Source organism: Epibacterium sp. HA2-3, from assembly GCF_055693725.2.
This window is the reverse complement of the sequence record NZ_CM172490.1, coordinates 1,230,340-1,256,776: the sequence shown is the minus strand read 5'-3', so window position 1 is coordinate 1,256,776 and position 26,437 is coordinate 1,230,340. Positions and strand designations below refer to the sequence as shown.

At 61.6% G+C, this 26,437-nt stretch carries 26 protein-coding genes and 1 tRNA gene; 17 read left to right on the top strand and 10 right to left on the bottom strand.

What is annotated here, in order from left to right:
* Positions 1-90 precede the first annotated feature (90 nt).
* From ACZ1HH_RS05795 to ACZ1HH_RS05785, 3 genes are all read left to right on the top strand, one after another.
* Positions 91-753, top strand: coding sequence for an ABC transporter ATP-binding protein (locus ACZ1HH_RS05795; protein ID WP_011538518.1), 663 nt, complete (start codon positions 91-93; stop codon positions 751-753).
* Positions 750-3,164: an ABC transporter permease gene (locus tag ACZ1HH_RS05790; protein WP_472636114.1), complete on the top strand. Its 2,415-nt coding sequence runs from the start codon at positions 750-752 to the stop codon at positions 3,162-3,164. Before ACZ1HH_RS05795 ends, ACZ1HH_RS05790 begins: the two co-directional genes overlap by 4 nt.
* A gap of 82 nt (positions 3,165-3,246) precedes the next feature.
* The gene (locus ACZ1HH_RS05785) at positions 3,247-4,254 is read left to right on the top strand and encodes a lipocalin-like domain-containing protein (protein ID WP_472636113.1); all 1,008 of its coding nucleotides are present in this window, start codon (positions 3,247-3,249) and stop codon (positions 4,252-4,254) included.
* Here ACZ1HH_RS05785 and ACZ1HH_RS05780 read toward each other — a convergent pair.
* On the bottom strand, positions 4,248-5,240 hold the full coding sequence (locus ACZ1HH_RS05780; RefSeq protein WP_472636112.1) for a TAXI family TRAP transporter solute-binding subunit: 993 nt from the start codon (positions 5,238-5,240) through the stop codon (positions 4,248-4,250). The two genes, ACZ1HH_RS05785 and ACZ1HH_RS05780, sit on opposite strands and share 7 nt — an antisense overlap.
* Before the next feature lie 445 nt (positions 5,241-5,685).
* Here ACZ1HH_RS05780 and ACZ1HH_RS05775 point away from each other — a divergent pair, with 445 nt between their 5' ends.
* From ACZ1HH_RS05775 to ACZ1HH_RS05750, 6 genes are all read left to right on the top strand, one after another.
* Entirely contained in the window at positions 5,686-6,177 is a 492-nt protein-coding gene (locus tag ACZ1HH_RS05775; RefSeq protein WP_044026726.1) for an Lrp/AsnC family transcriptional regulator, read from the top strand.
* A 159-nt stretch (positions 6,178-6,336) separates the two neighbouring features.
* Positions 6,337-7,479, top strand: coding sequence for a glycine cleavage T C-terminal barrel domain-containing protein (locus tag ACZ1HH_RS05770; protein WP_011538513.1), 1,143 nt, complete (start codon positions 6,337-6,339; stop codon positions 7,477-7,479).
* Positions 7,480-7,501: 22 nt separating this feature from the next.
* A complete protein-coding gene (locus ACZ1HH_RS05765) occupies positions 7,502-7,951 on the top strand; it encodes an OsmC family protein (RefSeq protein ID WP_011538512.1) in 450 nt (149 codons plus the stop codon).
* A gap of 10 nt (positions 7,952-7,961) precedes the next feature.
* Positions 7,962-8,762, top strand: a complete 801-nt coding sequence (locus ACZ1HH_RS05760; RefSeq protein ID WP_472636111.1) for an enoyl-CoA hydratase — start codon at positions 7,962-7,964, stop codon at positions 8,760-8,762.
* Between the two features lie 4 nt (positions 8,763-8,766).
* Positions 8,767-10,398, top strand: a complete 1,632-nt coding sequence (locus ACZ1HH_RS05755; RefSeq protein WP_487320424.1) for an acyl-CoA synthetase — start codon at positions 8,767-8,769, stop codon at positions 10,396-10,398.
* A gap of 451 nt (positions 10,399-10,849) precedes the next feature.
* A complete protein-coding gene (locus ACZ1HH_RS05750; protein WP_472636110.1) occupies positions 10,850-12,640 on the top strand; it encodes a diguanylate cyclase domain-containing protein in 1,791 nt (596 codons plus the stop codon).
* 120 nt (positions 12,641-12,760) lie between these two features.
* Here ACZ1HH_RS05750 and ACZ1HH_RS05745 read toward each other — a convergent pair.
* Positions 12,761-12,846: transfer RNA gene (locus tag ACZ1HH_RS05745), tRNA-Leu, on the bottom strand.
* A 164-nt stretch (positions 12,847-13,010) separates the two neighbouring features.
* On the opposite strand from ACZ1HH_RS05745, the gene ACZ1HH_RS05740 reads away from it, so the two are divergent.
* Both ACZ1HH_RS05740 and ACZ1HH_RS05735 read left to right on the top strand, forming a co-directional pair.
* Entirely contained in the window at positions 13,011-13,589 is a 579-nt protein-coding gene (locus tag ACZ1HH_RS05740) for a YqaA family protein (protein ID WP_011538508.1), read from the top strand.
* On the top strand, positions 13,586-14,059 hold the full coding sequence (locus ACZ1HH_RS05735; RefSeq protein WP_011538507.1) for a disulfide bond formation protein B: 474 nt from the start codon (positions 13,586-13,588) through the stop codon (positions 14,057-14,059). Before ACZ1HH_RS05740 ends, ACZ1HH_RS05735 begins: the two co-directional genes overlap by 4 nt.
* A 10-nt stretch (positions 14,060-14,069) precedes the next feature.
* Here ACZ1HH_RS05735 and ACZ1HH_RS05730 read toward each other — a convergent pair whose 3' ends face one another.
* Positions 14,070-14,501, bottom strand: coding sequence for an Lrp/AsnC family transcriptional regulator (locus ACZ1HH_RS05730; protein ID WP_011538506.1), 432 nt, complete (start codon positions 14,499-14,501; stop codon positions 14,070-14,072).
* A gap of 109 nt (positions 14,502-14,610) precedes the next feature.
* On the opposite strand from ACZ1HH_RS05730, the gene rocF reads away from it, so the two are divergent.
* From rocF to ACZ1HH_RS05715, 3 genes are read left to right on the top strand one after another with little or no spacing between them, the layout of a single operon-like run.
* Positions 14,611-15,540 carry an arginase gene (gene rocF / locus ACZ1HH_RS05725; RefSeq protein ID WP_472636109.1) on the top strand — a complete coding sequence of 310 codons (930 nt, stop codon included), beginning with the start codon at positions 14,611-14,613 and terminating at the stop codon, positions 15,538-15,540.
* A complete protein-coding gene (ctlX, locus tag ACZ1HH_RS05720; protein WP_416368338.1) occupies positions 15,537-16,466 on the top strand; it encodes a citrulline utilization hydrolase CtlX in 930 nt (309 codons plus the stop codon). Before rocF ends, ctlX begins: the two co-directional genes overlap by 4 nt.
* Positions 16,463-17,509: an ornithine cyclodeaminase gene (locus ACZ1HH_RS05715; RefSeq protein WP_472636108.1), complete on the top strand. Its 1,047-nt coding sequence runs from the start codon at positions 16,463-16,465 to the stop codon at positions 17,507-17,509. The genes ctlX and ACZ1HH_RS05715 overlap by 4 nt, the downstream gene beginning before the upstream one ends.
* Positions 17,510-17,559: 50 nt before the next feature.
* On the opposite strand, the gene ACZ1HH_RS05710 is transcribed toward ACZ1HH_RS05715, so the two are convergent.
* A complete protein-coding gene (locus tag ACZ1HH_RS05710) occupies positions 17,560-18,144 on the bottom strand; it encodes an HNH endonuclease (protein WP_011538502.1) in 585 nt (194 codons plus the stop codon).
* A gap of 247 nt (positions 18,145-18,391) precedes the next feature.
* Here ACZ1HH_RS05710 and ACZ1HH_RS05705 point away from each other — a divergent pair, with 247 nt between their 5' ends.
* Positions 18,392-19,057 (top strand): rRNA large subunit pseudouridine synthase E, encoded by a 666-nt coding sequence (locus ACZ1HH_RS05705; RefSeq protein WP_472636107.1) that lies wholly within the window; start codon positions 18,392-18,394, stop codon positions 19,055-19,057.
* Positions 19,058-19,062: 5 nt separating this feature from the next.
* Here ACZ1HH_RS05705 and ACZ1HH_RS05700 read toward each other — a convergent pair whose 3' ends face one another.
* Positions 19,063-19,377: a cupin domain-containing protein gene (locus ACZ1HH_RS05700; RefSeq protein WP_472636106.1), complete on the bottom strand. Its 315-nt coding sequence runs from the start codon at positions 19,375-19,377 to the stop codon at positions 19,063-19,065.
* A 134-nt stretch (positions 19,378-19,511) separates the two neighbouring features.
* Here ACZ1HH_RS05700 and ACZ1HH_RS05695 point away from each other — a divergent pair, with 134 nt between their 5' ends.
* Entirely contained in the window at positions 19,512-19,931 is a 420-nt protein-coding gene (locus tag ACZ1HH_RS05695) for an Lrp/AsnC family transcriptional regulator (RefSeq protein WP_416368334.1), read from the top strand.
* A 19-nt stretch (positions 19,932-19,950) separates the two neighbouring features.
* On the opposite strand, the gene ACZ1HH_RS05690 is transcribed toward ACZ1HH_RS05695, so the two are convergent.
* Both ACZ1HH_RS05690 and ACZ1HH_RS05685 read right to left on the bottom strand, forming a co-directional pair.
* The gene (locus tag ACZ1HH_RS05690; protein ID WP_011538498.1) at positions 19,951-20,616 is read right to left on the bottom strand and encodes an alpha/beta hydrolase; all 666 of its coding nucleotides are present in this window, start codon (positions 20,614-20,616) and stop codon (positions 19,951-19,953) included.
* Entirely contained in the window at positions 20,613-21,245 is a 633-nt protein-coding gene (locus ACZ1HH_RS05685) for a DNA-3-methyladenine glycosylase family protein (protein WP_472637306.1), read from the bottom strand. Before ACZ1HH_RS05685 ends, ACZ1HH_RS05690 begins: the two co-directional genes overlap by 4 nt.
* A gap of 78 nt (positions 21,246-21,323) precedes the next feature.
* Between ACZ1HH_RS05685 and ACZ1HH_RS05680 the strand changes: the two genes are divergently transcribed.
* The gene (locus ACZ1HH_RS05680) at positions 21,324-22,547 is read left to right on the top strand and encodes an MFS transporter (protein WP_044027084.1); all 1,224 of its coding nucleotides are present in this window, start codon (positions 21,324-21,326) and stop codon (positions 22,545-22,547) included.
* Positions 22,548-22,604: 57 nt separating this feature from the next.
* Here the strand turns inward: ACZ1HH_RS05680 and ACZ1HH_RS05675 are convergent, their stop codons facing one another.
* Genes ACZ1HH_RS05675 through cysS form a run of 3 tightly spaced genes read right to left on the bottom strand, consistent with a single transcriptional unit; the run spans position 22,605 to position 26,369 of the window.
* Positions 22,605-23,381 (bottom strand): squalene/phytoene synthase family protein, encoded by a 777-nt coding sequence (locus ACZ1HH_RS05675; RefSeq protein ID WP_472636105.1) that lies wholly within the window; start codon positions 23,379-23,381, stop codon positions 22,605-22,607.
* Entirely contained in the window at positions 23,371-24,999 is a 1,629-nt protein-coding gene (cimA, locus tag ACZ1HH_RS05670; protein WP_487320423.1) for a citramalate synthase, read from the bottom strand. Before cimA ends, ACZ1HH_RS05675 begins: the two co-directional genes overlap by 11 nt.
* On the bottom strand, positions 24,996-26,369 hold the full coding sequence (gene cysS, locus ACZ1HH_RS05665) for a cysteine--tRNA ligase (RefSeq protein WP_472636104.1): 1,374 nt from the start codon (positions 26,367-26,369) through the stop codon (positions 24,996-24,998). The genes cimA and cysS overlap by 4 nt, the downstream gene beginning before the upstream one ends.
* Positions 26,370-26,437 lie beyond the last annotated feature (68 nt).

Genomic DNA, 26,437 nt, shown 5'->3' with positions numbered 1-26,437 from the left:
GCACTCTGGCGCAGCTTAGAAATCAGGGGTTGATCGTGCAACGCCTGCATTACATCCATGAGGCAAGATATTGGTTCAAGGGGCATTCTGATGCTTTTGAGTGTGAACGGCCTGACCCATCGCCACCCCGGCGGGACCCGCGATGTGCTGCGGGATGTCTCGTTCGAGGTGGCGCGCGGCGAAAGCGTGGCCCTGACCGGAGAGAGCGGCTCGGGCAAAAGCACGCTCTTGCACATGCTGGCAGCGCTCGACCGCCCCAGCCACGGAGAGATCCGCTTTCTGGAACACGAGATCACCCGGCTCAATGATCGCGCAGCCTCGGAGCTTCGGCGCAGCCGCATTGCGTTGGTCTTTCAACAGTTCAACCTCGTGCCCGCGCTTACGGTTGCGGACAATATCGCGCTTCACGCCAAGCTCGGCGGGCGATTTGATCCCGCCTGGAGTGCGGAAGTCACGTCTCGACTGGGCCTTGCGGATCTCACTGCGCGCTACCCCGAGCAAATCTCTGGCGGGCAGCAGCAACGGGTGGCGATTGCCCGCGCCCTGACCCTGCGCCCGGACCTTCTGTTGGCGGATGAGCCCACCGGCAATCTGGATGAAACCGCAAGCGCGGAGGTGCTGCGCCTGATGCTGGAGCTGGTCGCGGACACCGGTTGTGCCTTGTTCCTTGTCACCCATTCCGCCGCCATCGCGGCGCGCTGCAGTCGGCACCTGCACCTGAGGGCCGGGCAGGTCCGGGATCACGCCCCATGAGGCAGACGCTCTATTGCTTCCTGAGCCATTGGCGCCGGGCGCCGTTGCAGCTCTTTTTGCTGGTTGCCGGTCTGGCACTTGCAACGGCGTTGTGGTCCGCAGTTCAAGCGATCAACGCTGAGGCGCGCGCCTCCTATGCCCGCGCGGTTGAGCAACTCGGCAACACTGAGCTTCAGGCCCTCGCAGCACCGGACAATGACCCGATCCCGCTTCAGACCTATGTCTCGCTGCGGCGCGCGGGGTGGCAGCTTTCACCGATCCTTGAGGGCACTTGGCACGCAGCGGGGAGCCCGCTTACGGTTCTGGGCGTGGATGCGCTCAGCTACCCGGGCACGGCTGCGATGCTGGACGCCGCCACAGAGGCCGGGTTCGATCTTCCTGCGCTCCTGACACCGCCGGGCGTGGTCTATGCCCATCCCGACACCCTGCCCGCACTGGCGGAGTTTGAAAACAGGGTGCCGTTGCCACAGCTGCCGCCGCGCGTGGTGCTGATGGATCTTTCTCTTGCCGGGGAACTGCTGGGCCAGGAGAATTCGCTCTCGCGCCTATTGATCCTGCCGGATCAGCCTTCCGGGCTCATCGCGCTTGCCGATCTTGTCCCAGAGCTGGAGGTCTCGCAAAACGCCGATGGTGCGCTGGCCGATCCTGCGCGCCTGACCCGCAGTTTTCACCTCAACCTGACCGCCTTTGGATTTCTCGCCTTCTGCGTCGGGCTCTTTATCGTACAGGGGAGCGTGACACTCGGGATCGAGCAGCGCCGCGGTACCATTACCACTCTGCGCTGCCTCGGAGTGTCCACCCGCGCGCTTCTGCGGGCGCTCTGCCTGGAACTTCTGATCCTTGCAGTCGTAGCCGGAACATTAGGGTTGGTAATCGGCTATCTGCTGGCGGCGATGCTGCTGCCGGACGTCAGCGCCACGCTGCGCGGGCTTTATGGCGCGCCTGTTGATGGCAGTCTTACGCTGCGCCCGCTCTGGGTGCTCTCAGGGCTGATGATGACGGCCGTAGGCACTGCGGCGGCAGGGCTGCAGGCTTTTTTGGCGCTGCACCGTATGGCGAGCACGCTCTCACGCCCGGCGGTTTCCGCCTCTCGCATCACCGCGCGGGGCATTGCGCTCTTCTGCGGCGCTGCAATCGGTTTGATCGCAGCCGGCGCACTCGCACTCTGGGGCCTGCCGGGGCTCTGGGGCGGCTTTGGCTTTCTGGGGGGCACTCTGCTCGGGAGCGCGCTTTTGGTGCCGCCGCTCCTCTGGGGGGCAACCGGCCTTTGCCTCAAACCGCTCAAGAGCCCGGTCTGGCGCTGGATGGTGGCAGACAGCCGCTTGCAACTGGTGGGGCTTTCGTTGCCCTTGATGGCGCTCCTTTTGGCGATTGCGACCAACATCGGTGTCGGCACCATGGTGTCGAGCTTCCGGCTCACCTTTCTGGACTGGATCGAGCAGCGCGTGCCCGCCGATGCCTATCTGGAGGTCACATCCCCTCTCGCGGCTGAAGAGGTCGCGACATGGGCCGAGAGCCTTGGCGCCCGCACCCTGCCGCAGTATCGCAGCGACAGCCGCACCGCCTCGGCGCCGCTGCGCATCTATGGCATCGTCGATGATCCGATCTACCGCAGCAACTGGCCGCTTCTGAGCGCAGACCCAGAGGTCTGGACACAGCTCTACAGTGCGGGCGCAGTGCTGGTCAGCGAACAGCTTGCGCATCGCGAAGGTCTGGCGCTGGGCGATCGGCTGCGCCTTGCCCCGGACTGGTCGCCGACGGTGGCCGGGATCTATCCAGATTACGGCAACCCGGACGGTCAGGCGGTGGTGGCGCTCTCCACGCTGCGCGCCAAGCGCAGTGACCTCGCCGTATCGCGGGTCGGGCTGATCGCGCCAGAAGGCCTCTCGACCGCAGAGCTGATGCAACGCGCGCGGGACGAGCTCAATCTTGGCACCGATGAGATTGTCGAGGGCGCGGCGATCCGGCAGCTCTCGGTTGGGATCTTTGACCGTACCTTTGTGGTGACGGGCGCGCTCAACATCCTGACACTGGGGGTCGCGGGGTTTGCGCTTTTGACCAGCTTCCTCAGCCAGTGGCACAAACGTCTTCCCCATCTGGCCCCGATCTGGGCGATGGGTGTGACGCGGCCCGCGCTTGCAGGGCTTGAGCTATGCCGCAGCCTCGCCTTTGCGCTTGCCACATTCATGCTGGCGCTGCCGCTGGGATTGTTTCTGGCCTGGGCCTTGCTGAAGGTCATCAACCTCGAAGCCTTTGGCTGGCGCCTGCCAATGTATCTTTTTCCTGCCGATTGGGGGCGATTGCTGGTGCTGACGCTTGCGGTTGCAGCGCTTGCGAGCCTCTTGCCAGCCTTGCGTCTGGCGCGGCTCGCCCCTGCCAGCCTGCTTGGAGTATTTGCAAGTGATCGCTAGCCTCTCTCGCGTTTCCTCTTCGCGCACAGACGCAGGCATAGGCCTTTGGCCGCGTCTTTGTCTATGTCTCTGGGCCGGGCTCATGCCGCTTGGCGCTCTCGCGCAGGGCTTTGCCAATCTCGGCACCGAGGCCACCGGCTTTGCCGTGCCAGAGCGCGGTGTCGCCTTGAGGTTTCCCGAAGATCACGCCGCCCACCCCGAATATCGCATCGAATGGTGGTATCTCACCGCAAACCTGCGCACCGCCGAGGGCACGGATCTCGGTATCCAATGGACCCTGTTTCGCTCGGCACTTGCCCCGAAAGAGCGCGCAGGTTGGCAGAGTCCACAGATCTGGATGGGACATGCCGCCCTCACCACAGCGACCACTCACCGCTTTGCTGAACGTCTCGGGCGCGGTGGCACGGGTCAGGCGGGTGTCTCGGCAGCACCGTTTTCAGCCTGGATCGACGATTGGGAGATGACCTCACCGGACGCAAGCTTGGAGAAACTCACGCTCACGGCCCGGGGGCAGGATTTTTCCTATGATCTGGATCTTGCCGCAGATGCGCCGCTGATCTTGCATGGGGATGCTGGCTACTCGGTGAAATCAGCCGACGGACAGGCCAGCTATTATTATGCCCAGCCTGCCTATGAGGTCCAAGGCACCGTGACCCTGCCCGAAGGCCCGGTCAATGTCACCGGTTCGGCCTGGCTCGACCGCGAATGGTCGAGCCAGCCGCTTGCAGAGGACCAGACCGGTTGGGACTGGTTCTCCCTGCGCCTTGACGATGGCTCCAAGCTGATGGGCTTTGTCCTGCGTGGAGACCGGGGAGATTTCACCTCCGGGACATGGATCTCACCGGACGGGACCGCCCACCCGCTCCCGCCCGGCGCTTTTCAGGCCACGCCCCAAGACTGGTCAGAGGTGGCCGGGCGCAGCCTTCCAACCACATGGCAGGTTGCCCTGCCCGAGCGCGACATCGACATTCGCGTGCGCGCGCTCAACCCAAAGGCCTGGATGGGAACGCGTTTTTCCTATTGGGAAGGCCCCATTCTGATCTCCGGGAGCCACAGCGGCAGCGGGTATCTGGAGATGACGGGCTACTGACCGTCGCGCTCCAGCAGATCCGACGCACGATAATAGGCACGCGCCGCGCGATGGATCGGCGCCGTCTGCCCGTTTTGAACCATAGGTCCGGCCTCCAGACGCGAAAAAGCCGGGTGCGCGCCGCGCAAAACGTCGAGATCAGAGAACACCGCGCGCACCAGTTCATGCACCACCTTGAGCCGCTGGTGCCGTGTTGTCACCAAAGTCGCCGTAAAGCCAAAGGATTGCACCGGATGCGGGTTGCCGCGATAGAGGTTGGCCGGAATCTCGGTGAACTCGAAATACCCGGTATCCGCGATCACGGCGCGGATTGCGGGTTCATCAAGCGACACCAGAACCGAGTCGCACGCAGTCGTCGCCTCTTCGACGGTGGCAGCGGGGTGGCCAACAGCAAAGACCATCGCATCAAATGTCCCCGCACAAAGCGCTGCGGATTGCTCGGTGGCAGACAGATGATGCACCTCGGAGAAACTCTCCATGCTCCAGCCCAGAGCCCCCATCAACGCGAGCATCGTGGCGCGCTGCCCCGAGCCCTCATTGCCGATGTTCACCCGCATGCCGCGCAGATCGGAAAAGGTCGCAATCTCGGAATCCGCACGGGCAACAACGGTAAAGATCTCTTCGTGCAGGGACAGCACCGCGCGCATGTCCGAAAACGGCTCCCCCTGTGACAGTGCCGCCGTGCCTTCAAAGGCCTTGGCCTGCCAGTCGGACTGAACCAGCGCAAAGTCGATCCGCCCTTCGCGCAAATCGCGCAGATTGCCCAGTGACCCCTCGCTGGTTTCGGCGGTGCAGCGGATCCCGTGCCGGTGACGGTCCTTGTTCAGAAGGCGGCAGATCGCATTGCCCACCGGGTAATAGAGACCCGACACCGACCCCGTGCCTATTGTGATGAAATCCTCGGCCTGCGCCTGAGGGCTGCTCAAGGTGGCGCACATCAATACGGTCGCCGCGAGCCCCGTTATGGCCCTGTTGATGATCGCCATCTTGCCCCCCGACCAGATATTTGCGCGCAAAGTTCCAAATGGCCTCAAATCTGTCAAGTTCGGTACGTCTGCTTACAGTAAGGGCCACAACGCGCGCTTCGGTGTTTTTTAGCGTCAATGACCTACCTAAACACTTGTTGTAAATCTCAATTTAACACAGCGCCCCGAAATTCAGTCGCCTCCAAGCCCGTTCGGGCCCCAAAACATGAACCCGCCGCGGCAAAGGCCCTGCTTGCCCGAGGTGACACAGGGCCAAACCCAAATGACGCGCAATCCAACGCGGCTGGCTCCCACCCGTCTCTCCGGGAAAATGAAAAATTGACGCGGCCATATGAGGAACGGTCGGAAACCCCGCTCAGGACAGCGGAAATTTCATTCATGATCGAGCCAGTAGCCCCTGTGGATGATTCTTCAGGGCGTTCGACTGGATGGATGTGTCACACAAATGAAGAAGCAAGGTCTCGACGCGACAGAAATTCGGATCCTGAGCGCCGTGCAGCAACACGGCCAACTGAGCAAGACCCGGCTTGCGGAGCTTGTGAACCTCTCGCCCACTCCCTGTTGGGCGCGCCTGGTACGGCTCAAGGCCGCTGGCTATATTCGCGGTTATCATGCCGAATTGGCACTCGACCGGATCATTGATTTTACCCAAGTGGTCGTCACCATCTCGCTCACCCATCACCGCAAGACGGATTTTGACAGGTTTGAAACCTACATCCGCGGACTTGATGAAGTGATCGACTGTGTCGCCACCGGAGGTGGCATGGATTATGTCATGAAGGTCGCCACCCCCACGCTTGCCGCCTTTCAGAGCCTCATGGATGAGATGCTCTCGGCCGAGCTCTCCATCGATCGCTACATGACCTACATCGCGACTCGTCAGATCAAGACGAGCCGCCCGAACCTCGCGAAACTGGTCGCCAAAAGCGAGAAATGACCCCGCAAGTCTGATCTGTCCAAAACGGGCGTCAAAATTGGTCTGAACGGTCTGAGAATTTGAAAACTTCGGACCAAATTGCGCGCGTTTTTCGATCTAAATCGTCGTCGAACACAGGCTTGTCTCGGCCGATCCGGCCGACCGTTGGGAGGACGACACATGACGCAAGCAGACGATTTCGGCTTTGGCACCCAGATCCGCAAATCCCCGTATTTCGACGCCACCGTGCGTTGGGGAGCAAAGGGTTTTTCCGTTTATAATCATATGTATATCCCGCGCGACTTTGGCGATCCGGAGCAGAACTTCTGGAACCTCGTCAACGATGCAATCCTATGCGATGTCGCGGTCGAGCGCCAGGTGGAGATCACCGGACCGGATGCGGCAAAATTCGTTCAGATGCTCACTCCGCGCGACCTGTCGACCATGGCCGTAGGTCAGTGCAAATACATCCTGATCACCAATGCCGAAGGCGGCATCTTGAACGACCCGATCCTGCTGCGGCTGGCTGAAAATCACTTCTGGATTTCGCTTGCTGACAGCGACATCCTGCTCTGGGCGCAGGGTGTGGCGGTGCACTCTGGCCTGGATGTGCAGATTTGCGAGCCGGACGTCTCTCCGCTGCAGCTGCAGGGGCCGAAATCTGGGCTGGTGATGCAGGAGCTCTTTGGCGAGAGCATCATGGACCTCAAATACTACTGGCTGCGCGAACTCGACCTCGATGGTATCCCGTTGATAGTCTCGCGCACCGGCTGGTCGAGCGAGCTTGGCTATGAGCTCTATTTGCGCGACGGAAGCCAGGGCGACGCACTCTGGGAGCGGATCATGGCGGCGGGGATGCAGCATGGTTTGAAGCCGGGCCACACCTCCTCCATTCGCCGGATCGAAGGGGGCATGCTCTCTTATCATGCGGATGCCGATATTCACACCAACCCCTTCGAGCTGGGCTTTGACCGGCTTGTAAACCTCGACATGGAAGCCGACTTCATCGGCAAGGCGGCGCTCAAGCGCATCCAAAAGGAAGGTCCCGCACGCCTGCAGGTTGGTCTGGTAATCGACGCCGCACCGCTGCGGGGGCCCAACACCACGTTCTGGCCGATCACCAAGAATGGCGAAACCATCGGCAAGGTCACATCCGCCGTCTATTCCCCGCGCCTTGAAAAGAACATCGCCCTGGCGATGGTGGACGCCGAACACGCGGTGATCGGCAGCGACGTTGAGGTGACAATGACCTCGGGTGCAACCTCTGCCAGCGTTGTGGAGCGTCCCTTCTTTGATCCGCGCAAGCAGATTGCCGCCGCCTGAGCGTTGGAGAGGAGACCAAAACATGTCCCATCTCGCGATCGAATTGCACTGGCAACGTACTGAAAACGAACTGCAAACCGGTAAGTTCTCGAACGAGCACACGGTCCAGTACAATAGCACCTACGACGTCCAGGTGGACGCCGCCCCCGATTGGGGCGGCGACGCTGCAAACACAAATCCCGAGCAAGCCCTCGCCTCTGCCCTGTCGAGCTGCCACATGATGACCTTTCTGGCGCTCTCGGCCAAGGCGGGGTGGCCGGTTGCAAGCTATCATGACTATGCAGAGGCGCACCTTGGCAAGAACGCCAAAGGCCAGATGTCCGTGACCCGGATCGATCTCAATCCGGTGGTGCGATTTGATACGGGCTTTAGCGTCGATGCGGAGGAGCTCGCCCAGATGCAGGACCGCGCGCACCGCTACTGCTTTATCGCCAATACCCTGGCCGATAGCGTCGAAATCAACATTCATTGAAAGAACACCCATGCAAACGGATGCAATCCTCATCAAGCAATTGAGCGAGACCGGCGTGCTGCGCCTCACGCTGAATGATGTCGCGCGCCGCAATGCACTCTCCGAGGCGATGCTGGGCACGCTCGGCGAGGCCTTAGCCAGCGCGGGTCAGGACCCCGCGGTACGGGTGATGGTGCTTGCGGCGAATGGCCCTGCGTTCAGCGCAGGTCATGACCTGAAGGAGCTGACCCGCGGCCGCGCGGCGCCGGATGGCGGCAAGGCCTATTTTGTGCGGATCATGGCGCTTTGCTCTGCCGTCATGCAGAGCATTGTGACCTGCCCCAAACCCGTCATCGCCGAAGTCACCGGCGTCGCGACCGCTGCGGGCTGTCAGCTTGTGGCCAGCTGCGACCTCGCGATCGCCGCCGAGAGCGCACGCTTCAGCACGCCGGGTGTTCACATCGGGCTGTTTTGCTCCACCCCGATGGTTGCCTTGTCCCGCAATGTGGCTGGCAAACACGCCATGGAAATGCTGCTGACGGGCGACATGACCTCTGCGGAGCGCGCCGCCGAGATCGGTCTTGTCAACCGCGTCACCTCCGAAGACGGCTTGCAGGACGCGGTGCTGGAACTGGCGCATAAGATCGCGTCCAAATCCTCCATGACGCTCGCCACCGGCAAGCAGGCGTTTTATGCGCAGCGCGAAATGCCCCTGTCGGACGCCTATGACTATGCAGCGGACGTGATGGTCAAAAACATGTTGGCGCAGGATGCCGCAGAAGGCATCAATGCCTTTGTCGAAAAACGTTCCCCGCAATGGCAGGATGCATAAGCCGATGAGCGCCAACCCCTACAATACCGATCTGGATCGCACCCCGGCCAACTACCAGCCCCTGACCCCGCTCACGTTTCTGGAGCGGGCCGCAACGGTATTTCCAGAGCACACGGCAATCATTCACGGCCCCCTTCGACGCAGCTACGCCGCTTTTTATGCACGCGCGCGCCAGCTTGGCTCGGCCCTGTCGCAAAGGGGCATCACGCGGGGCGATACGGTCTCGGCCCTGCTGCCAAACACGCCCGCGATGCTTGAGTGTCACTATGGCGTCCCCATGTGCGGTGCGGTGCTGCATTCGATCAACACCCGGCTTGATGCTGCGATCATCGCCTTTCAGCTGGATCACGCGATGTCCAAGGTGGTCATCGTCGACTCTGAATTCATGCCCTTGATGCAGGAGGCACTGGCGCTTTGCTCGGTGCAGCCCCTGCTGATCGAGGTCGACGATCCCGTCTACGAGGGCGCGCGGATCAAAACCGAAGCCGTGGACTACGATAGCTTTATTGCGGATGGTGACGCCGAGTTTGCCTGGCTCATGCCCGAAGACGAATGGGACGCGATCTCGATCAACTACACCTCGGGCACCACCGGAGACCCCAAGGGGGTCGTTTCGCATCATCGCGGGGCCTATCTTTTGGCGCAGGGCAATGCGCTCACGACAACGATGGGCAAACATGCGGTCTATCTCTGGACCCTGCCGATGTTTCACTGCAACGGCTGGTGTTTTCCCTGGACGCTCTCGGCGATCATTGGCACCCATGTCTGCCTGCGCCAGGTGCGGGCGGATCAGATCTGGAACGCACTCGCCGACGAGGGCGTCACGCATCTCTGTGGCGCGCCCATCGTGATGTCGCTGATGATCTCGGCCCCCGCCGACGTGCAGCGCCCCCTCGATCAGACCGTTCAGTTTTTTACAGCCGCTGCCCCGCCGCCGGAAAAGCTGCTGGCGGATATGAAAACCGCAGGCTTTGAAGTCACGCATCTTTATGGACTCACAGAAACCTATGGCCCTGCCGTGGTCAACGACTGGCATCAAAGCTGGTCCGAGCTGCCGCACGACGAACAGTCCCGCCTGAAATCCCGGCAGGGCGTGCGCTATCTTCCGCTCGAGGGACTCAACGTTCTGGACCCCGAAACCCTAGAGCCCGTGCCCCATGATGGCGAAACCATGGGCGAGGTCATGTTTCGCGGCAATGTCGTGATGAAGGGCTATTTTCGCAATCCTGACGCCACCCGCAAAGCCTTTGAGGGGGGCTGGTTTCATTCCGGCGATCTGGGTGTTGTTCATCCTGACGGCTATATCCAGCTCAAGGACCGCTCGAAGGATGTCATTATTTCCGGCGGAGAGAATATCTCCTCCATCGAGGTCGAAGAGGCGCTGTATCGCCATCCCGCGATTGCCGTCACCGCCGTTGTCGCCATGCCCGACGAGAAATGGGGCGAAACACCATGCGCCTTCATCGAGCTGGCCGAAGGTGCAGAGATCGACACCGATGCGCTCAGGCAATGGTGTCGTGACCAACTCGCCCCCTACAAGGTGCCGCGCAAATTTGTCCTGACCGAAATCCCGCGCACCTCAACCGGGAAAATCCAGAAATTCGCCCTGCGGGAACAGGCGAAGTCGCTCTGCTGATCTGCGCCGCGCAAGGTGCCGATACGCGATCTGTGCTGGGGGATCAGACCCTCGGCGCAGTTCCACCAGGGCGTGGGCGCGTTGTGACAAATTTCGACCCTCTCTGTAAAAGGGCTGACCTCACTTCACGGATGGTGTAAACGGCGTCGTCGCACCCGCGCGCAGGTGTGGCCTGCAGGTTTCAAGAAACCAAAGTTCGACCGAAACCCGCGCAGCGCCGGGCGCGCAGCAAGGGCTAAAATCCTCTGCGAAGCCCAAGGGTCATACCCGACTCTAACACGGGCGATTTGGCAATTCTTGACAAAAATATCCTGTGTCCCATGGCCCTCAGTTTCCAAAACCTTGCGCTCTGGCGAATTTCCTTTCGCGGGACTTCTTCAAAAACTCTTATATTTAAATTATCCGTAAATTCGATTCCCTGCCGGGGTCTTGTCAATTTTGGAACTTTCGAATGAAAATCAATACGATCACGAATTGGGCCTACGGATTGACTGTTCTTCTGACCGCGTTGTCGGGCGCCGCGTTCATCGCGTCGATCAACAGCTCGGCCGAAGAACGCATGGCGGTTGAAACACATCTAATCCTGAACGAGTTGGGCGAAGAGCTTGCGATCGGAGCGGAGCTGCGCACCGACGAGGCACGGCTTTATGTGATGCGCGGCGACCCGGATCATCTTGAGGCTTTTGAGCGGACCGATCAGGCCGAAATGGCGCTGGAAGAGTCCGCCCGCGACGGCACGCGTCTTGGCACCACCCCGGAAGAGACCGCATTTCTGAATCGGATCATCGCGGATATAGATGCGCTTCAAGAGATGGAGCGTGCGGCAATCAAAGCTTATCAAGCGGGCAACATTGACCGCGCGCGGGGGCTCTTGTTCGGGGGCGCGCATTACCAGGCCCACCTCAAACTCATTGACGATGTAGTCCAATTCCGCCGGATGGTGCAAAGCCGGACAGATCGTGAGCTCGACACCGCACATCAACGCAGCGACTGGTTCGAATTCGTTGCGCAGATCTCCCTCGCGCTCACCGCCACCGTTTTCCTCGGCGTACTCTATTTTGTCCTGCGTCGCCGGGTGGCGGTGCCCCTGGCACGCATGGCCGGCATCGTAAAGCGCCTCGCCAGCCAGGACTACGAGGTCGAGGTGCCATTGGATCGCAGACGGGACGAGATTGGTGAGCTCAATCGCGCCGTGCATGTGTTCCGCGAAAACGGGCTCGAGCGGGAACGTCTCGACGCCGAGCGCCGCCGTGACATCAAGATCAAGGATCTGATCCTGAAGCTCATGCACCGGGTTCAGGCCTGCCAGTCTCTCGACGAACTGGGGGATGTCCTTGCGCGGTATGCGCCGCAGATCTTTCCCGACCTCTCCGGCACGCTCTACCTGCGCGCTGACGGTCACGAGACCTTGCACTGTGTGTCCCGATGGCAGACGTCATTCGACGACCCGCTCGAGATCATCTGCGAGGCCTGCTGGGCCCTGCGCCGCGGACGCGCTCATTATAGCGCCTTGGAATCAAAAGAAGATGTGATTTGCAACCATCTCGCTGACCCGAACGTTTCGACCCTGTGCATTCCGCTCGCTGCTCAGGGCGAGACCATCGGCCTTCTGAGTTTCTCTGGCGCCGAGACCTCGACAGAGGTTGCGCGCGAAGATCGGGTCTATCTGGAGCTTATTGCTGAAAACGTCGCGCTTGCGGCCGTGAACCTCAATCTGCGCACCCGGCTCTCGCAGCTGGTCGAACATGATCCTCTGACCGGGCTTTTGAACCGGCGCTCGCTGGATGTGGCCTTTGGCGATTTTGTGCAAAACCCGCCAATCCTTCCGACCGCCTGCCTGATGATCGACATTGATCACTTCAAACGGATCAATGATGAGTTTGGCCATGAGGCCGGGGATACGGTGATGCAAAGCTTTGCCGGGTTACTCCGCGAGGTCGTGGGCGACAGCGGCGCCTGTTACCGCTTTGGCGGCGAGGAATTTGTGGTGATCCTGCCGGATCACGACGTCGATGCCGCGCATGAGATCGCCGAAGACATTCGCACCCGCACCGCAAAGATGGCCATTGCCCATCGCGGGCAATCTCTTGGGAAGGTCACGATTTCCATCGGTCTTGCGGTTGCAGCATCCGCAGGCGCCCTCGACACCTTGTTGAGCCGCGCGGATTCAGCGCTGCTGCAGGCCAAGGTGACGGGTCGCAACATCACGTTGCACGAGACACTTGAGCTCGCCCCCTCCTGAGGAACAGCGACGAGCCGAGACGCCCTCGGATGTCTCTACAGGCCAGGACACCCCCCAGGAACTGAAAAACCGCCGATCTTACGACCGGCGGTTTTCTCATGCAAAAGCAATGCTTTGCGATGGTACCCAAGGCCGGACTCGAACCGGCACGCTGTCACCAGCGGGGGATTTTGAATCCCCTGCGTCTACCATTCCGCCACTTGGGCAACGCCTGTTTCCTAGCGCTGCTGCAGGCCGAGGTCCAGAGGCAAAATCGCGGAAGGATGCAGAAAATTCGCCCATCTCCGGGTGCATCGGCAGTGCAGAGTTGACCCGGGCGGGCGCACATGCGACCTCCGCCCCATTGCTTGTCTCTGAGGTTTCCCCCCGAATGCTGCGTCGCCTATATGACCGGACCATGGCCCTTGCCGACCATCCCCATGCGCTGTGGTGGCTGGCGGGAGTGGCCTTCATCGAAAGCTCCGTTTTTCCGATCCCGCCCGATGTGCTGATGATCCCGATGATCCTTGCGCGGCCCTCTCGCGCCTGGCTGATCGCCTTGGTGGCGCTGTTTTCCTCGGTGGCCGGCGGGCTCATGGGCTACGCAATCGGCGCCTTCTTTTACGAAGGCATCGGCCAACCGATCCTCGAGGCCATGGGCAAGGCCGACAAGATGGTCGAATTCAACGAGCGTTTTAACGACTTTGGCTTCTGGGCGGTGCTGATCGCGGGGGTGACACCCTTCCCCTACAAGGTCATCACCATCATGTCGGGCTGGACGGGCATGCCGATCATGACATTCGTGGTCACATCGCTGCTGGCACGGGCGTTGCGGTTCTTCCTCGTGGCCGGGCTCTTGTGGCAATTTGGCGCGCCAGTGCGGGAGTTTATTGAAAAACGCCTGGGGCTGGTGTTCACCGTCTTTTGTGTGCTGCTGTTTGGTGGCTTTCTTGCACTGAGGTATCTATGACATTCAGCCGATTTCTCGTCCTGCTCGCGGCCGGCGGCTCTGCCGCCTTGCTGCTGGGCGCCTTTGCGTTTCAATACATTGGCGAGCTTGCGCCCTGCAAACTCTGCATCTGGCAGCGCTACCCTCACGGCGCAGCAGTTGGCGTCGGCGCGCTGGCGTTGCTCATTCCCGGCGCGGTGCTGCCCTATCTCGGCGCGGTGGCCGCACTCGCCACCTCGGCGATTGGGGCCTTTCACGCGGGTGTCGAACAAGGTTGGTGGGAAGGCCCCTCCACCTGCACCTCTGGCGCGATCGAAAGCCTCAGCGCAGATGAGCTGATGTCGCAGATCATGTCGGCACCGCTTGTCCGCTGTGACGACATCCCCTGGGAGATGCTCGGCCTCTCCATGGCAGGCTGGAACGCGGTGATCTCGCTCGGATTGGCTGCGCTTTGGTTTGCAGCTGCGCGTCACGCGCGCAAAAACGCCTGACCCCAGGCGCTTAGACGCGACTATCTTTCTTGGTGGCCAGAAGAAGGTTTGTCTCGCTGGTCACCACCCCATCAAACATGCGGATCTTTGCCAGCGCCTCATCCAGCGTCTCCAGCGTTTCTGTGCCGAGCTCCACAATCAGATCCCAACGCCCATTGGTGGTGTGGATCGCGCGCACTTCGGGCAAGCCCTGAAGCTGACGGGTAATCCGCGCCGCTCCGCGCCCCTCGATGCCGATCATCATCAGACCTCGCACCGGATCGCGCAGCACGTCCTCTTTCAGAACCACGGTAAAGCCCAGAATATCCCCGCGCGATTGCAGCCGCTCGATCCGCGTGCGGACGGTGGTGCGCGACAGCTCCAGCTGCATGGCCAGATCAGAGAGCGAAGCCCGGGCATCGTGGCGCAGGGCCGCGATCAGGCGTTCATCCGTTTTGTCCATGAATCGGCTCCGTTTTGTGGTATCCGCTCCCCTTATGAGCAATTTGCTCTCTGTATTCCACCTCAAATCGGAGAAATATCAGAGACACCCTCAATCAAGGAGATCTCGGATGTCGTCTCGTCACTGTATTCTCGTTGGCGCACCCGTTGACAGCGGCAAGCGCCGCACGGGCTGTCTGATGGGCCCTGATGCCTACCGTACTGCCGGTCTCGCGCAGGCGCTCGAGAGCCTCGGCCATACGGTTGAGGACATCGGCAACGTGACCCCTGCCCCGCATGCCCCCGACGATGGCACCGGCAAACTCCACGAGCCAAATTTGACGCGAGCATGGACCGAAAGCCTGTCTGAAGCGGCCGAGGCGGCCATGGCGCGGGGCATGCCCATTTTCTTGGGCGGCGATCACGCCCTTGCCCTGGGAACGGTGCACGGGGTCGCAAACCACGCCGCCACCGTGGGACGACCGCTGTTTGTCCTCTGGCTCGACGCGCATAGTGACTTTCACTCGCTCGAAAGCACGGAAACAGGCAATCTTCATGGCTGCCCGGTGCGCTATTTCACCAATCAGGCCCGGTTCGACAATTTCCCGCCCGTGCCCAACCCGGTGCCGCCGGAAAACGTCTGCATGATCGGCCTGCGGTCGGTGGATACTCCCGAACGCGAAGCGATGGAGCAGGTCGGCATTCATCGCCACGACATGCGCGACATTGACGAAAATGGCATTGCCCGGCCGCTGACGGCCTTCCTTGAAAAGGTCGCCGCGCAGAACGGCATGCTGCATGTCTCTCTGGATGTGGATTTCCTCGACCCCTCCGTTGCGCCTGCCGTGGGCACCACGGTTCCCGGCGGCGCCACCGTGCGCGAAGGCCATCTGGTCTGCGAAATCTTGCACGATAGCGGCTTGATGACCTCGATGGACTTGGTGGAACTCAACCCCTTCCTCGATGAGCGTGGTCGCACAGCACATCTGATGGTGGATCTCTGTGCCTCTGCCATGGGGCGGCGCGTCTTTGACCGACCGACCCGGAGCTACAACACATGAGCACGCTTCAAGCTCCGGCGGCTGTGGTTATGGTGCGCCCGCATCATTTTACCTCAAACCCGGAAACGCGAGGGGACAACGCCTTTCAGGCGCAGGCCGATACAAATGCCGACACCATCAGCGCACGCGCGATCGCCGAATTCGACAGCGCTGTCGCCGCGCTGCGCGACGCTGGCGTCACGGTTCATGTGTTCGAGGACACCAGCCGCGACACCCCCGATTCCGTCTTTCCCAACAACTGGTTCTCCACCCATGCCGGTGGTCATGTGGCGGTCTACCCGATGTTTGCACCCAACCGTCGCCGAGAGCGACGCTGGGACGTGATCGAGATGCTGAAGCGGGAGTATCGCGTTCAGGACGTGATCGACTATTCCGGCCTGGAACAGGACTCGCTGTCGCTCGAAGGCACCGGCGCCATGGTGCTCGATCATATCGGGCGCATTGCCTATACGGTAAAGTCAAACCGCGCGGATCCGGTGCTGCTGGAGCGGTTCTGCACCCATTTCAACTATGAACCGATGGTCTTCGAGGCTTGCGACGATCAGGGGCGTGACGTGTATCACACCAATGTCCTGATGGGTATCGGTACCGACTATGCGCTGATCTGCCTGGATATGATCCGCGATGCCACCCGCCGCGCCGAAGTCAGGCAGCGTCTCGAAGAAAGCGGGCGCAGCGTCATCGACCTGTCTGCCGCGCAGATCCAGAACTTTCTCGGCAACACCTTCGAGCTCACTGGGCACCGGCGCGTGCTGGCGCTCTCTGCCCGCGCGGCACAGGCGCTGACCCCGGACCAGCGGGCGGTGATCGAACGCTCGGCAGAGTTGCTGCCGCTCTCCATTCCCACACTTGAAACGGCCGGTGGGTCGGTGCGTTGCATGCTCGCCGGCATTCACCTCAGCCCCCGTCAAAGGACCATGCAATGACCCAACCTTCCGACAAGGCCCTTGTTCCTTTTGTCAGCGTAGACAACATGATGCGCCTCATTCATTATGTTGGCATCGAGGATATGATGCGTGATCTGGCCGACTATATCGAGGCCGATTTCAAGCGCTGGGAACTCTTTGACAAGACCCCCCGCGTCGCCAGCCATTCCGATGTCGGCGTGATCGAACTGATGCCGACCTCAGACGGTGAGGCTTATGGGTTCAAATACGTCAACGGCCACCCCAAGAACACCTCTGAGGGGCTGCAGACCGTGACCGCCTTCGGCCTGCTGGCGGATGTCTATACCGGCTATCCGGTGCTGTTGACCGAGATGACCATTCTGACCGCGCTGCGCACCGCTGCGACCTCGGCCATGGTGGCCAAGCACCTCGCTCCCAAAAGTGCCGACACGATGGCGATGATCGGCAATGGCGCACAGTCGGAATTTCAGACGTTGGCGATGAAGGCCATCATCGGTCTCAAGGCCGTGCGCCTTTATGACAAAGACCCGGCGGCGACCGAGAAATGTGCACAGAACCTCGCGGGGTTGGGGGTGGATGTCACCATCTGCAAAACCCCCGAAGAGGCGATCGAGGGCGCCCAGATCCTCACCACCTGCACCGCCGACAAGCAATATGCCACGATCCTCACCGACAACATGGTCGGCAGCGGTGTGCATATCAACGCGATTGGCGGCGACTGCCCCGGCAAAACCGAGCTTGCGCCCGGGATTCTCAACCGGTCGGACGTGTTTGTGGAATACCCGCCGCAAACCCGCGTCGAGGGTGAGATCCAGCAGATGCCCGAGGATTTTGCCGTGACCGAACTGTGGGAAGTGATCTCGGGCCAGAAACCGGGGCGCACCGGTGATCGCCAAATCACGCTCTTTGACAGCGTCGGCTTTGCCATCGAGGATTTCTCCGCCCTGCGCTACATTCGCGACCGGATCAAAGGGACGGACTACTTCATCGATCTCGATATGCTGGCGGACCCGGATGATCCGCGCGACCTCTTTGGCATGGTGCAGCGCGCCAAGGCCTGACGACAAAAGCGCGCCTCTCGAGGCGCGCTTTTCTTTTTAAGTCAAGGCCTTCAAGCCTCAAGCTCACTATCCCAATAGAGGTAGTCCATCCAGCTTTCATGCAGGTATCCGGGTGGAAACTTCCGCCCCATATTGCGCAGCTCTTCCGCGCCCGGACGGCGCGGCGGTTTGCGCAGGGACATGCCCGCACGGTGCAGCGGTTTGGAGCCTTTCTTCAGGTTGCAACGCGAGCAGGCCGCGACCACGTTCTCCCAGCTGGTGATCCCCCCAGAGGCGCGCGGCACCACATGATCAAAGGTTAGGTCTCCCTTTGCGCCGCAGTACTGACAGCGAAATTCGTCGCGCAAGAATAAATTAAAGCGCGTGAAGGCCACGCGCTTTTGGGGTTTGACAAAATCTTTCAGTACCACAACCGAAGGTATTCGGATTTCGGTGCTGGGACTGCGCACAACCTCGTCATACTCGGCCACGATGGCAACCCGGTCGAGCCATGCGGCTTTGACGGCGTCCTGCCATGGCCAGAGTGACAAGGGATAGTATGACAAAGGACGATAATCCGCATTGAGCACCAAAGCCGGGTGCTGCTTCAGAGCCCGTGGCTCTCTCACGAATTCTGTCCTGAAGTCTCCGTCCATAAACGTCTTCCTCGCCCTGCTTGCCTCGAGATGGCACCAGAGCGGGGAACCCGCCCCAGCTTGAGATTAACTATATATCGTGGCCGAAACCTGACAAGCCCCTATTCGCCACCAGATGTCGTGTGGGATAGGATGATTCCGTGACAGGGGCGTGACGGTTATCCACAGCCCAAAAAACAGGCGTTCTGCGCTGCGGCACCGATGCCCGGGCTTGCACCGCGCCCCGCCTGCCCGTAGAGCGATCTTCATGAGCCGCTTGATCCGTTTCAACAAACCCTTTGATGTGCTGCCGCAGTTCACCGATCGTGGCAGCGAGGGCAGCCCGCGCGCAACGCTTAGCGATTATGTTGACTGTCCCGGCGTCTATCCCGCAGGGCGTCTGGACCGCGACAGCGAAGGGCTGATGCTGCTCACAGACAATGGCCGCTTGCAGGCCTGGATCAGCGACCCAAAGCATAAGCTCGAGAAAACCTATTGGGTTCAGGTGGAAGGCATCCCCACCGAGGACGCCTTGAAGGCCCTGCGCCAAGGCGTTGATTTGAAAGACGGAATGACACGCCCCGCAAAGGCGAAACTGATCTCGGAACCCGCACAGCTCTGGGCGCGCACGCCGCCAATCCGAGAGCGCAAATCCGTGCCGACCGCTTGGCTCGAGCTGAAGATATCGGAAGGCAAAAACCGACAGGTGCGGCGGATGACGGCCACTGTGGGCTATCCGACCCTGCGTCTCATCCGCTATGCCATTGGCGCCTGGACGCTCGATGGTCTGGCGCAGGGCAAATGGGACGATCTTGACCCGCCCCGCGTGCCCGGCCCGCCAAAGCCCGCTGCCAAACCGCATCGCAAGCATGCCGCAAAACGGCGCGCCACGGCGACACCTGCCCGCAAGCCCCGGCAGCGCCGCGACGGCTAATCAGATCAGACGCTGCCCTCAGTTTCGATCACGAGGACACGCGCCGCACCCCGCGGATGCGCCACATGCTCGTCCCCGGCCTCGGCGTGAAAGATATCCCCCTCCGACAGCGAGAAGACCTCCTCCCGACCGGTCTGGCGCACATGCATATCGACCGCACCCTTGAGCACGACAAAGACCTCGGCCCCGTCGTTGACATGCCAGACATAGGCTTGATCGGTCCAATGCAACCGGACCGTGGTGGCACCGGTAAATCGTTCAATATCAAGCGCATCCCATGCACGCGTGCCGGTAAACTCAAGCGGTGAAATCAGTTTCATCTTTCTCTCCATTCTGATTGCGCGCATGATCTTTTACGAATGGACGCAACAACAGCCCGCAGAGCGACGGAAAAAGACGGCGTTTCGCTGTTTTGGACCGGCACAGGCGCGGGCGCTTTGAAAAGGACGGCGACGTGGATCTCGATCCAACCAACCGGCGCATTCTGGCGGAACTTGCGCGAAATGCCCGCCAGAGCACCGCTTCCATCGCGCGCGCGGTTCATCTCTCGCGCCAGGCGGTGCAGGACCGGATCCGCGCGATGGAAGATCAAAACATCATTACCGGCTACCACGCAGCAGTCACCGAGGCCGCAGCGCCCTTGCGGGCGATGATCCTGCTGCGGTTTGCGACCCGCCCCTGTGCACCGGCGCTGACCTGGCTTTCAGAAGTCTCGGGCATCACCTATGTGGCCTCGCTGGCCGGGGAATGGGACGCAATGGCCATGATCGCGGTTGCAGATACAGATGCGCTCACGCAGCTCAATGACCAAATAGCAAAGAGCCCGCTCATCGAGCGGGCCCAATCTCAGATTATCCTTAAAGAACAGCGCTGAACGCTTGCCAGTTCGCCCGTCAGAGGCTCAGCTTGTCGCGCATGAAGGCAAGCGCCACGCTCAGCCCATCGGGGGCGATCCCATGGCCGGTTCCCTTCATCACATGGGCAAACACATCCCGAAAGCCCGCCTCCTGCAAGGCTTCGGCCGCCTGCGGCAGCGATTGCGGCGGCACGACGTCGTCCTGATCGCCATGCACCAGAAGCACAGGCATCCGGCTCACGACCTCGTCGCTGAACGTCTCGGGCGAGAGCAAGCGCCCCGAGAATGCAACAATACCCGCCACCGGATCTTCGCGGCGCGGGGCGACATGCAGCGCCATCATGGTGCCTTGCGAAAAGCCCAGGAGCACCACCTGCTCGGGCAGCAGATCCTCGTCGACCATAAGCGCGTCGAGAAACGCATTGAGATCCTCAACCGCCGCCATCATGCCGCGCATGGATTCTTCCTCGGAAGAGCCATCGATCCATGGGATCGGGAACCACTGATAGCCCATCGGCGCCCCGGCGCAGGCCTCGGGCGCATCCGGCGCCACAAACAGGGTGTCAGGCAGATGTTCAGCCAGCGGATCGGCAAGGCCCAGAAGGTCAGCCCCATTGGCGCCATAGCCGTGCAGAAACACCACGGCAGAACGAGTTTCCCCGGAGAGCGGCTCTTTGCGGCCGGCAGTCAAAACGCGAGTCATCGGATCCCTTCCCTGTCCTTTGCCACATGGTAATAGGCCCACAAAAGCCGCGCCGCAACCGAGCGCCATGGAGACCAGGCTCCTGCCATCTCGCGCAGGGCGCGCTCTTTCGGGCGCTCGGGCAGATCAAAAAGCATCCGCGCGCTCTCTTGCAGGGCCAGATCGCCAGGCGCAAAGACATCCGCGCGCCCCAAGGAAAACATCGCGTAAATCTCTGCCGTCCAGACCCCGATCCCTGAAACCTGTGTCAGTTCGGCGATCACTTCCTCTGTAGTAGCGCGCCGTAACGCCTTGAAATCAATGCGTGCCTCCGACAGGGCGCGGGCATAGCGGATCTTCTGGCGACTGAGTCCGGCCGCGCGCAAATCCTCGTCGCTGGCCCATTGGATCTTGCGCGGACCGGTAAGATTGGCGGCCCGCATCCGCGCCCAGATCGCATTGGCCGACGCCACCGAGACCTGCTGGCTGACAATGGCGCTGAGAAGCTGTGCAAACCCGTCAGGCTTGCGCCGCAGCGGCAAGTCCCCGGTCTGCGCGAGCGCTTCGGCAAAGCGTGGCTCTTGCGCCGCCAGCCAGGCAGCCCCTTCGGCCACGCAGGCCGGGGTCTCGATCAGGCGGCCCACCGTCATCTGGAGCCACGCGCGAAAATTGTATCGGTGCACTGCACGCCGCTTGTTCCTTCACCTGTTCAGGGCTACGCAATGGCCATGACTATGACCGCTCCTGCCCCCGACGACCATATTGCAAAGCGCAATGTTCTGATTCTTGTGCTTGCGCAGGCCTTTTTGGGTGCGCAGATGCCGATGATCTTCATCGTTGGGGGGCTGGCCGGTCAATCGCTTGCCACCAACCCCTGTCTTGCGACATTGCCGATCTCGCTCATCGTCGCGGGTTCGATGATCTCGGCCACGCCGATCTCTGCGATCATGCAGCGCTTTGGCCGGCGCGCAGGTTTTGCCATCGGGGCCACGGGCGGCGCACTTGGTGGTCTGATTGGCGGCTATGGGCTCTATACCGGGTCGTTTCCGGTGTTTCTCATCGGCAGCGCCCTCACCGGCGTTTACATGAGCGCGCAGGGCTTCTACCGCTTTGCCGCCGCCGACACCGCCTCTGACAGTTTCCGCCCCAAGGCGATTTCCTATGTCATGGCTGGTGGGCTCTTGTCGGCCATCATCGGCCCGCAGCTGGTCAAAGCGACAAGCGACGCTTTTGTCATTCCTTTCCTTGGCACCTATATGGCGGTGATTGCGGTCAACGTGCTGGGGGTCGGGCTCTTTGCGTTCCTGCGCATCCCCCGCCCCGAAGCCCCGAGCGAGGACGCCCCGATGGGCCGCAGCCGCTGGGAGCTGATGAAAACACCAACCATTGCCGTCGCAGTCATCTGCGCCATGGTATCCTATGCGCTGATGAACCTTGTGATGACCTCGACACCGCTTGCAGTTGTAGGCTGCGGCTTTGGTCAGGACGCGGCGGCGGATGTGGTCACATGGCACGTTCTGGCCATGTATGTGCCGTCCTTCTTTACCGGGCATCTGATCGCACGCTTCGGGGTGGAGAAAATCGTTGGCGCGGGGCTGGTGATCCTCGCCGGCGCCGGTGCCGTCGCCTTGCAGGGCGTAGAACTCAGCAACTTCTTTGTGGCGCTTGTCCTTCTGGGCGTCGGCTGGAATTTTGGCTTTATTGGCGCAACCACCATGCTGGCCGGCGCGCATGAGGCGCATGAGCGCGGCCGTATGCAGGGTCTCAATGACCTCTTGGTCTTTGGCGGCGTCACCGTGGCATCACTGGCCTCGGGGGGCCTGATGAACTGCTCAGGCGGCAACCCGGTCGAGGGCTGGGCCGCTGTCAACATGGCGATGGCGCCCTTCCTGGTGCTCGCGGGGGGGGCGCTGATCTGGCTGGTGCTGAAACCCAAATCCGCCGCGGCCTGATCGCCAGACGGGACCTGATCGCCAGCCGCAGTCTCAGTCCCCATTGCGCGGGCGCAGCTACCAGCGCCCGCTGCCAGCCTGCCACATCAGGCTGATACGCCGGCGGAACTCGCTGACGCCGAGCGCCCCTGCCCCAACCCGTTCGGGCTCTGCCCGCACCTGCCGCAATAGCGCCTCCGCCTGCCAGCCGGGCAGGAGCGCCGCGCGCGCTGCTGGTGAGACCGCGCCCCGGCGACGGCGCGCCGCTGCCAGCCGATCCAGCCCACGCTCTGCCAAGGCGACCAGCCCTGCAGAGGTCCCATCCAAGAGCGGCACGCGGTGTTGCGCCTCAAGCTCCGGGATCGCCCGCATATAGGCCGCCAGGCCCGCCGCATAGGCATAGTCCCGCACAACGGCTTCGTCTGCCGCCCCCAGAGAGGCCGCCGCCATCCACATCAGCCCCCCAGCGGTTGCGTCGATATAGGCATCAAACGCCGCCTCATCCTCAAAAGGGTCGCGGTAGATGTCCCAGCGTCGCGCCTCCGCCATCGCGTCAATCGCTCGCGCCGCGCTGCGATCAACAAGCCGCGTGAGAGGTGTCGCCACATAGTGTCTGCGCACCGGCCCGCCTGCGGCGATCTCTGCGCCCACATCACGCCACCATTGCACCCGCATCTCTGCAATCATGCTTTCCTGGCTGGCCCAGGGCGCACGCGAAATCTCCAGGTTGAACGCATAGAGAGCAAACAGCACAGCACGCGCCTCTACCGGCGCGGCCATTGCGGCCAGGAACCGGTCTGGATCGCCCTTCTGAACCGCCTCGGCGCAGGCAATCAGGTCATCGTCAAACTGCATCCACTGCCTCAGATGCATCCCGCAGAAGCTTCCAGTTCATCGCATCAAGCAGCGCGTCAAACGAGGCATCCAATATGTTGGCACTGACCCCAACCGTGGACCAGCGCCGTCCCTTGCTGTCCTCGCTGTCGATGATCACGCGAGTCACGGCCTCGGTGCCCCCTTGGGTGATCCGCACCTTGAAGTCGACCAGGCGCATATCGTCCAACACCTTGGAATAGCGCCCCAAATCCTTGCGCAACGCCTTTGCGAGCGCGTTCACCGGTCCACGGTCGCTGCCCGAGGGATCCAGCGATTCACTCACCGAGAGCAGCTTTTCACCGTCGACCTTGACCACGACCACCGCCTCGGAGAGGCTCACCATCTTGTTGTACTTGTTCTTGCGCCGCTCCACGGTGACCTTGTAGCGCTTCACTTCGAAAAACTCTGGCATCTGGCCCAGTTCTTCGCGCGCGAGCAGCTCGAACGAGGCCTGCGCGGTGTCATAGGAGTAGCCCTCGGTCTCACGTTCCTTCACCCGCTCCAGAATACGGCCCAACGCAGGGTCGCCTTTTTCAACCGTGAGGCCCGCCTCGGCCAGACGACGGCGCAGGTTCGACTGCCCGGCCTGATTGGACATCGGAATGATGCGGCCGTTGCCGACCACAGCCGGGTCGATATGCTCATAGGTTGACGGGTCCTTGAGGATCGCGCTGGCGTGCAGGCCCGCCTTATGGGCAAAGGCCGAGGCCCCCACATAGGCGGCCTGCTTCTGCGGCACCCGGTTGAGGATCTCATCAAGCATCCGGCTGATCTTGGTGAGCCGGGCCAGCGCGCCTTTTGGCACGCCTGTCTCATAGCCGCTCGCGTAGGGCTCCTTCAGCAGCAGCGTCGGGATCAGCGTGGTGAGATTGGCGTTGCCGCAGCGCTCCCCCAGCCCATTCAGCGTCCCCTGGATCTGGCGCACCCCGGCGTCCACCGCTGCCAGCGAACAGGCCACCGCGTTTTCGGTGTCATTGTGGGTGTGAATGCCGAGCTTCTCGCCCGGCAGACCCGCAGCAATCACCTCGGTGACGATCCAAGACACCTCATGCGGCAGCGTGCCACCATTTGTGTCACACAGAACAACCCAGCGCGCGCCCGCATCGAGCGCGGCGCGGCAGGCCGCCAGCGCATACTCCGGGTTCGCCTTGTAGCCATCAAAGAAATGCTCTGCATCAAACAGCGCCTCGCGCCCCTCGGCCACGATATGCGCGACCGACTGCGCGATGTTGTCGAGGTTCTCCTCAAGGCTGATCCCAAGCGCGGTCGTTACGTGATAATCATGCGACTTGCCCACAAGACAGACCGACCGGGTGCCTGCGTTCATCACAGCCGCCAGCACATCGTCATTTGCCGCCGAACGTCCTGCCCGCTTGGTCATGCCAAAGGCGGTGAGCGTCGCGCGGGTCTTGGGCGCCTCATCGAAAAAGGCGCTGTCGGTGGGGTTGGCCCCCGGCCAGCCGCCTTCGATATAGTCCACACCTAGGTCGTCAAGGGCCTGGGCGATCTGTTTTTTTTCAAGCGTGGAGAATTGCACCCCTTGGGTCTGCTGACCGTCGCGCAGGGTGGTGTCATAAAGATAGAGCCGTTCCGTCACGACAGCGCCTCCAGCTTTGCAGCGTCAAAGCCTGCGCCCGGGACCAATTCCACCCCGGTTTTGGACATGCGCACCTCAAGCCCTGCCTCGGTATAGGCGGCCTTCAGGCGATCCACCTCGGAGAAGTCCTTGGTCTCCATAGCCGCCTGGCGTGCCTTAAACAGGCGCGCCTCATGGGCCGAGAGATCCACTATGGGCGCAGCAGCCCATTCGCCCATCTCATCGCCCAAAAGGCCAACCAGTTGGCCAGCCGCCAAAAGCCCTGCACCATCGCCAGCCGCCGCCAGCTTGTGCATCTCGGCAATCGCCCCTGCGGTATTGAGATCATCCGACAGCGCGTCCACAACCGCGGCAGCTGCGGTGGCGGCGGGCTCGATGCCCGCCGTCAGCGCCCGCCACTTGCGCAACGTCGCCTCCGCCTCGGCAGCTTTCTTCTCGGTCCAGTCCATCGGCTTTCGATAGTGGGTCTGCAGGAACACAAATCGCACCACCTCGCCCGGGATGCCCTGATCCAGGAGGTCGCGCACGGTAAAGAAATTGCCCAGCGACTTGGACATTTTCTTGCCCTCGACCTGCAGCATCTCATTGTGCAGCCAATAGCGCGCAAACTCGCCTTCGGGGTTGGCACAGCAGCTCTGGGCGATCTCGTTTTCATGGTGCGGGAACATCAGGTCATTGCCACCGCAATGAATATCAAAGCTTTCCCCCAAGAGATCATGACTCATGGCAGAGCATTCGATATGCCATCCCGGCCGTCCCCGACCCCAGGGGCTCTCCCAGCCCGGCTGGTCGGCATCCGACGGCTTCCAGAGCACAAAATCCATCGGGTTTTTCTTGTAGGGTGCCACCTCAACCCGCGCGCCAGCGATCATATCGTCAACCGACCGTCCCGAGAGCTGCCCATACCCTTCGCGCCAGGAGTCCACCGCAAAGAGCACATGCCCCTCAGCGGCATAGGCGTGATCGCGCGCGATCAACTCTTCGATCATGGCGATCATCTGCGGGATGTATTCCGTGGCGCGTGGCATATGCGTGGGCTCCAGCGCCCCAAGCGCGCCCATATCCTCAAGGAACCACTGGATCGTCTCCGAGGTGATCTCGCCTATTGCGCGCCCGCTTTCGGCGGCGCGAGTGTTGATCTTGTCATCGACGTCGGTGAAATTGCGCGCGTAGGTGACTTTCTTGTCGCCATAGACGTGGCGCAGCAGGCGAAAGAGAACGTCAAACACCACCACCGGGCGGGCATTCCCGAGATGCGCGCGATCATAAACCGTTGGGCCACAGACATACATTTGCACATTGTCGGGATCAATCGGCGTAAAGACCTCTTTCTTGCGGGTCTTTGAGTTGTGCAATTTGATCGTCGTCATGTCAGCTCCTTCGACAACAAGTCAGCGCGGGCAAATCCCAAGCACCACAGCAAGCGCGCTGCGCGTAG

Excerpts from the sequence above, each read along its gene's own strand:
- ACZ1HH_RS05795 (WP_011538518.1), top strand. The coding sequence starts at position 91 with ATGCTTTTGAGTGTGAACGGCCTGACCCATCGCCACCCCGGCGGGACC.
- ACZ1HH_RS05790 (WP_472636114.1), top strand. The coding sequence starts at position 750 with ATGAGGCAGACGCTCTATTGCTTCCTGAGCCATTGGCGCCGGGCGCCG.
- ACZ1HH_RS05785 (WP_472636113.1), top strand. The coding sequence starts at position 3,247 with ATGCCGCTTGGCGCTCTCGCGCAGGGCTTTGCCAATCTCGGCACCGAG.
- ACZ1HH_RS05780 (WP_472636112.1), bottom strand. The coding sequence starts at position 5,240 with ATGGCGATCATCAACAGGGCCATAACGGGGCTCGCGGCGACCGTATTG.
- ACZ1HH_RS05775 (WP_044026726.1), top strand. The coding sequence starts at position 5,686 with ATGAAGAAGCAAGGTCTCGACGCGACAGAAATTCGGATCCTGAGCGCC.
- ACZ1HH_RS05770 (WP_011538513.1), top strand. The coding sequence starts at position 6,337 with ATGACGCAAGCAGACGATTTCGGCTTTGGCACCCAGATCCGCAAATCC.
- ACZ1HH_RS05765 (WP_011538512.1), top strand. The coding sequence starts at position 7,502 with ATGTCCCATCTCGCGATCGAATTGCACTGGCAACGTACTGAAAACGAA.
- ACZ1HH_RS05760 (WP_472636111.1), top strand. The coding sequence starts at position 7,962 with ATGCAAACGGATGCAATCCTCATCAAGCAATTGAGCGAGACCGGCGTG.
- ACZ1HH_RS05755 (WP_487320424.1), top strand. The coding sequence starts at position 8,767 with ATGAGCGCCAACCCCTACAATACCGATCTGGATCGCACCCCGGCCAAC.
- ACZ1HH_RS05750 (WP_472636110.1), top strand. The coding sequence starts at position 10,850 with ATGAAAATCAATACGATCACGAATTGGGCCTACGGATTGACTGTTCTT.
- ACZ1HH_RS05740 (WP_011538508.1), top strand. The coding sequence starts at position 13,011 with ATGCTGCGTCGCCTATATGACCGGACCATGGCCCTTGCCGACCATCCC.
- ACZ1HH_RS05735 (WP_011538507.1), top strand. The coding sequence starts at position 13,586 with ATGACATTCAGCCGATTTCTCGTCCTGCTCGCGGCCGGCGGCTCTGCC.
- ACZ1HH_RS05730 (WP_011538506.1), bottom strand. The coding sequence starts at position 14,501 with ATGGACAAAACGGATGAACGCCTGATCGCGGCCCTGCGCCACGATGCC.
- rocF (WP_472636109.1), top strand. The coding sequence starts at position 14,611 with ATGTCGTCTCGTCACTGTATTCTCGTTGGCGCACCCGTTGACAGCGGC.
- ctlX (WP_416368338.1), top strand. The coding sequence starts at position 15,537 with ATGAGCACGCTTCAAGCTCCGGCGGCTGTGGTTATGGTGCGCCCGCAT.
- ACZ1HH_RS05715 (WP_472636108.1), top strand. The coding sequence starts at position 16,463 with ATGACCCAACCTTCCGACAAGGCCCTTGTTCCTTTTGTCAGCGTAGAC.
- ACZ1HH_RS05710 (WP_011538502.1), bottom strand. The coding sequence starts at position 18,144 with ATGGACGGAGACTTCAGGACAGAATTCGTGAGAGAGCCACGGGCTCTG.
- ACZ1HH_RS05705 (WP_472636107.1), top strand. The coding sequence starts at position 18,392 with ATGAGCCGCTTGATCCGTTTCAACAAACCCTTTGATGTGCTGCCGCAG.
- ACZ1HH_RS05700 (WP_472636106.1), bottom strand. The coding sequence starts at position 19,377 with ATGAAACTGATTTCACCGCTTGAGTTTACCGGCACGCGTGCATGGGAT.
- ACZ1HH_RS05690 (WP_011538498.1), bottom strand. The coding sequence starts at position 20,616 with ATGACTCGCGTTTTGACTGCCGGCCGCAAAGAGCCGCTCTCCGGGGAA.
- ACZ1HH_RS05685 (WP_472637306.1), bottom strand. The coding sequence starts at position 21,245 with ATGACGGTGGGCCGCCTGATCGAGACCCCGGCCTGCGTGGCCGAAGGG.
- ACZ1HH_RS05680 (WP_044027084.1), top strand. The coding sequence starts at position 21,324 with ATGACTATGACCGCTCCTGCCCCCGACGACCATATTGCAAAGCGCAAT.
- ACZ1HH_RS05675 (WP_472636105.1), bottom strand. The coding sequence starts at position 23,381 with ATGCAGTTTGACGATGACCTGATTGCCTGCGCCGAGGCGGTTCAGAAG.
- cysS (WP_472636104.1), bottom strand. The coding sequence starts at position 26,369 with ATGACGACGATCAAATTGCACAACTCAAAGACCCGCAAGAAAGAGGTC.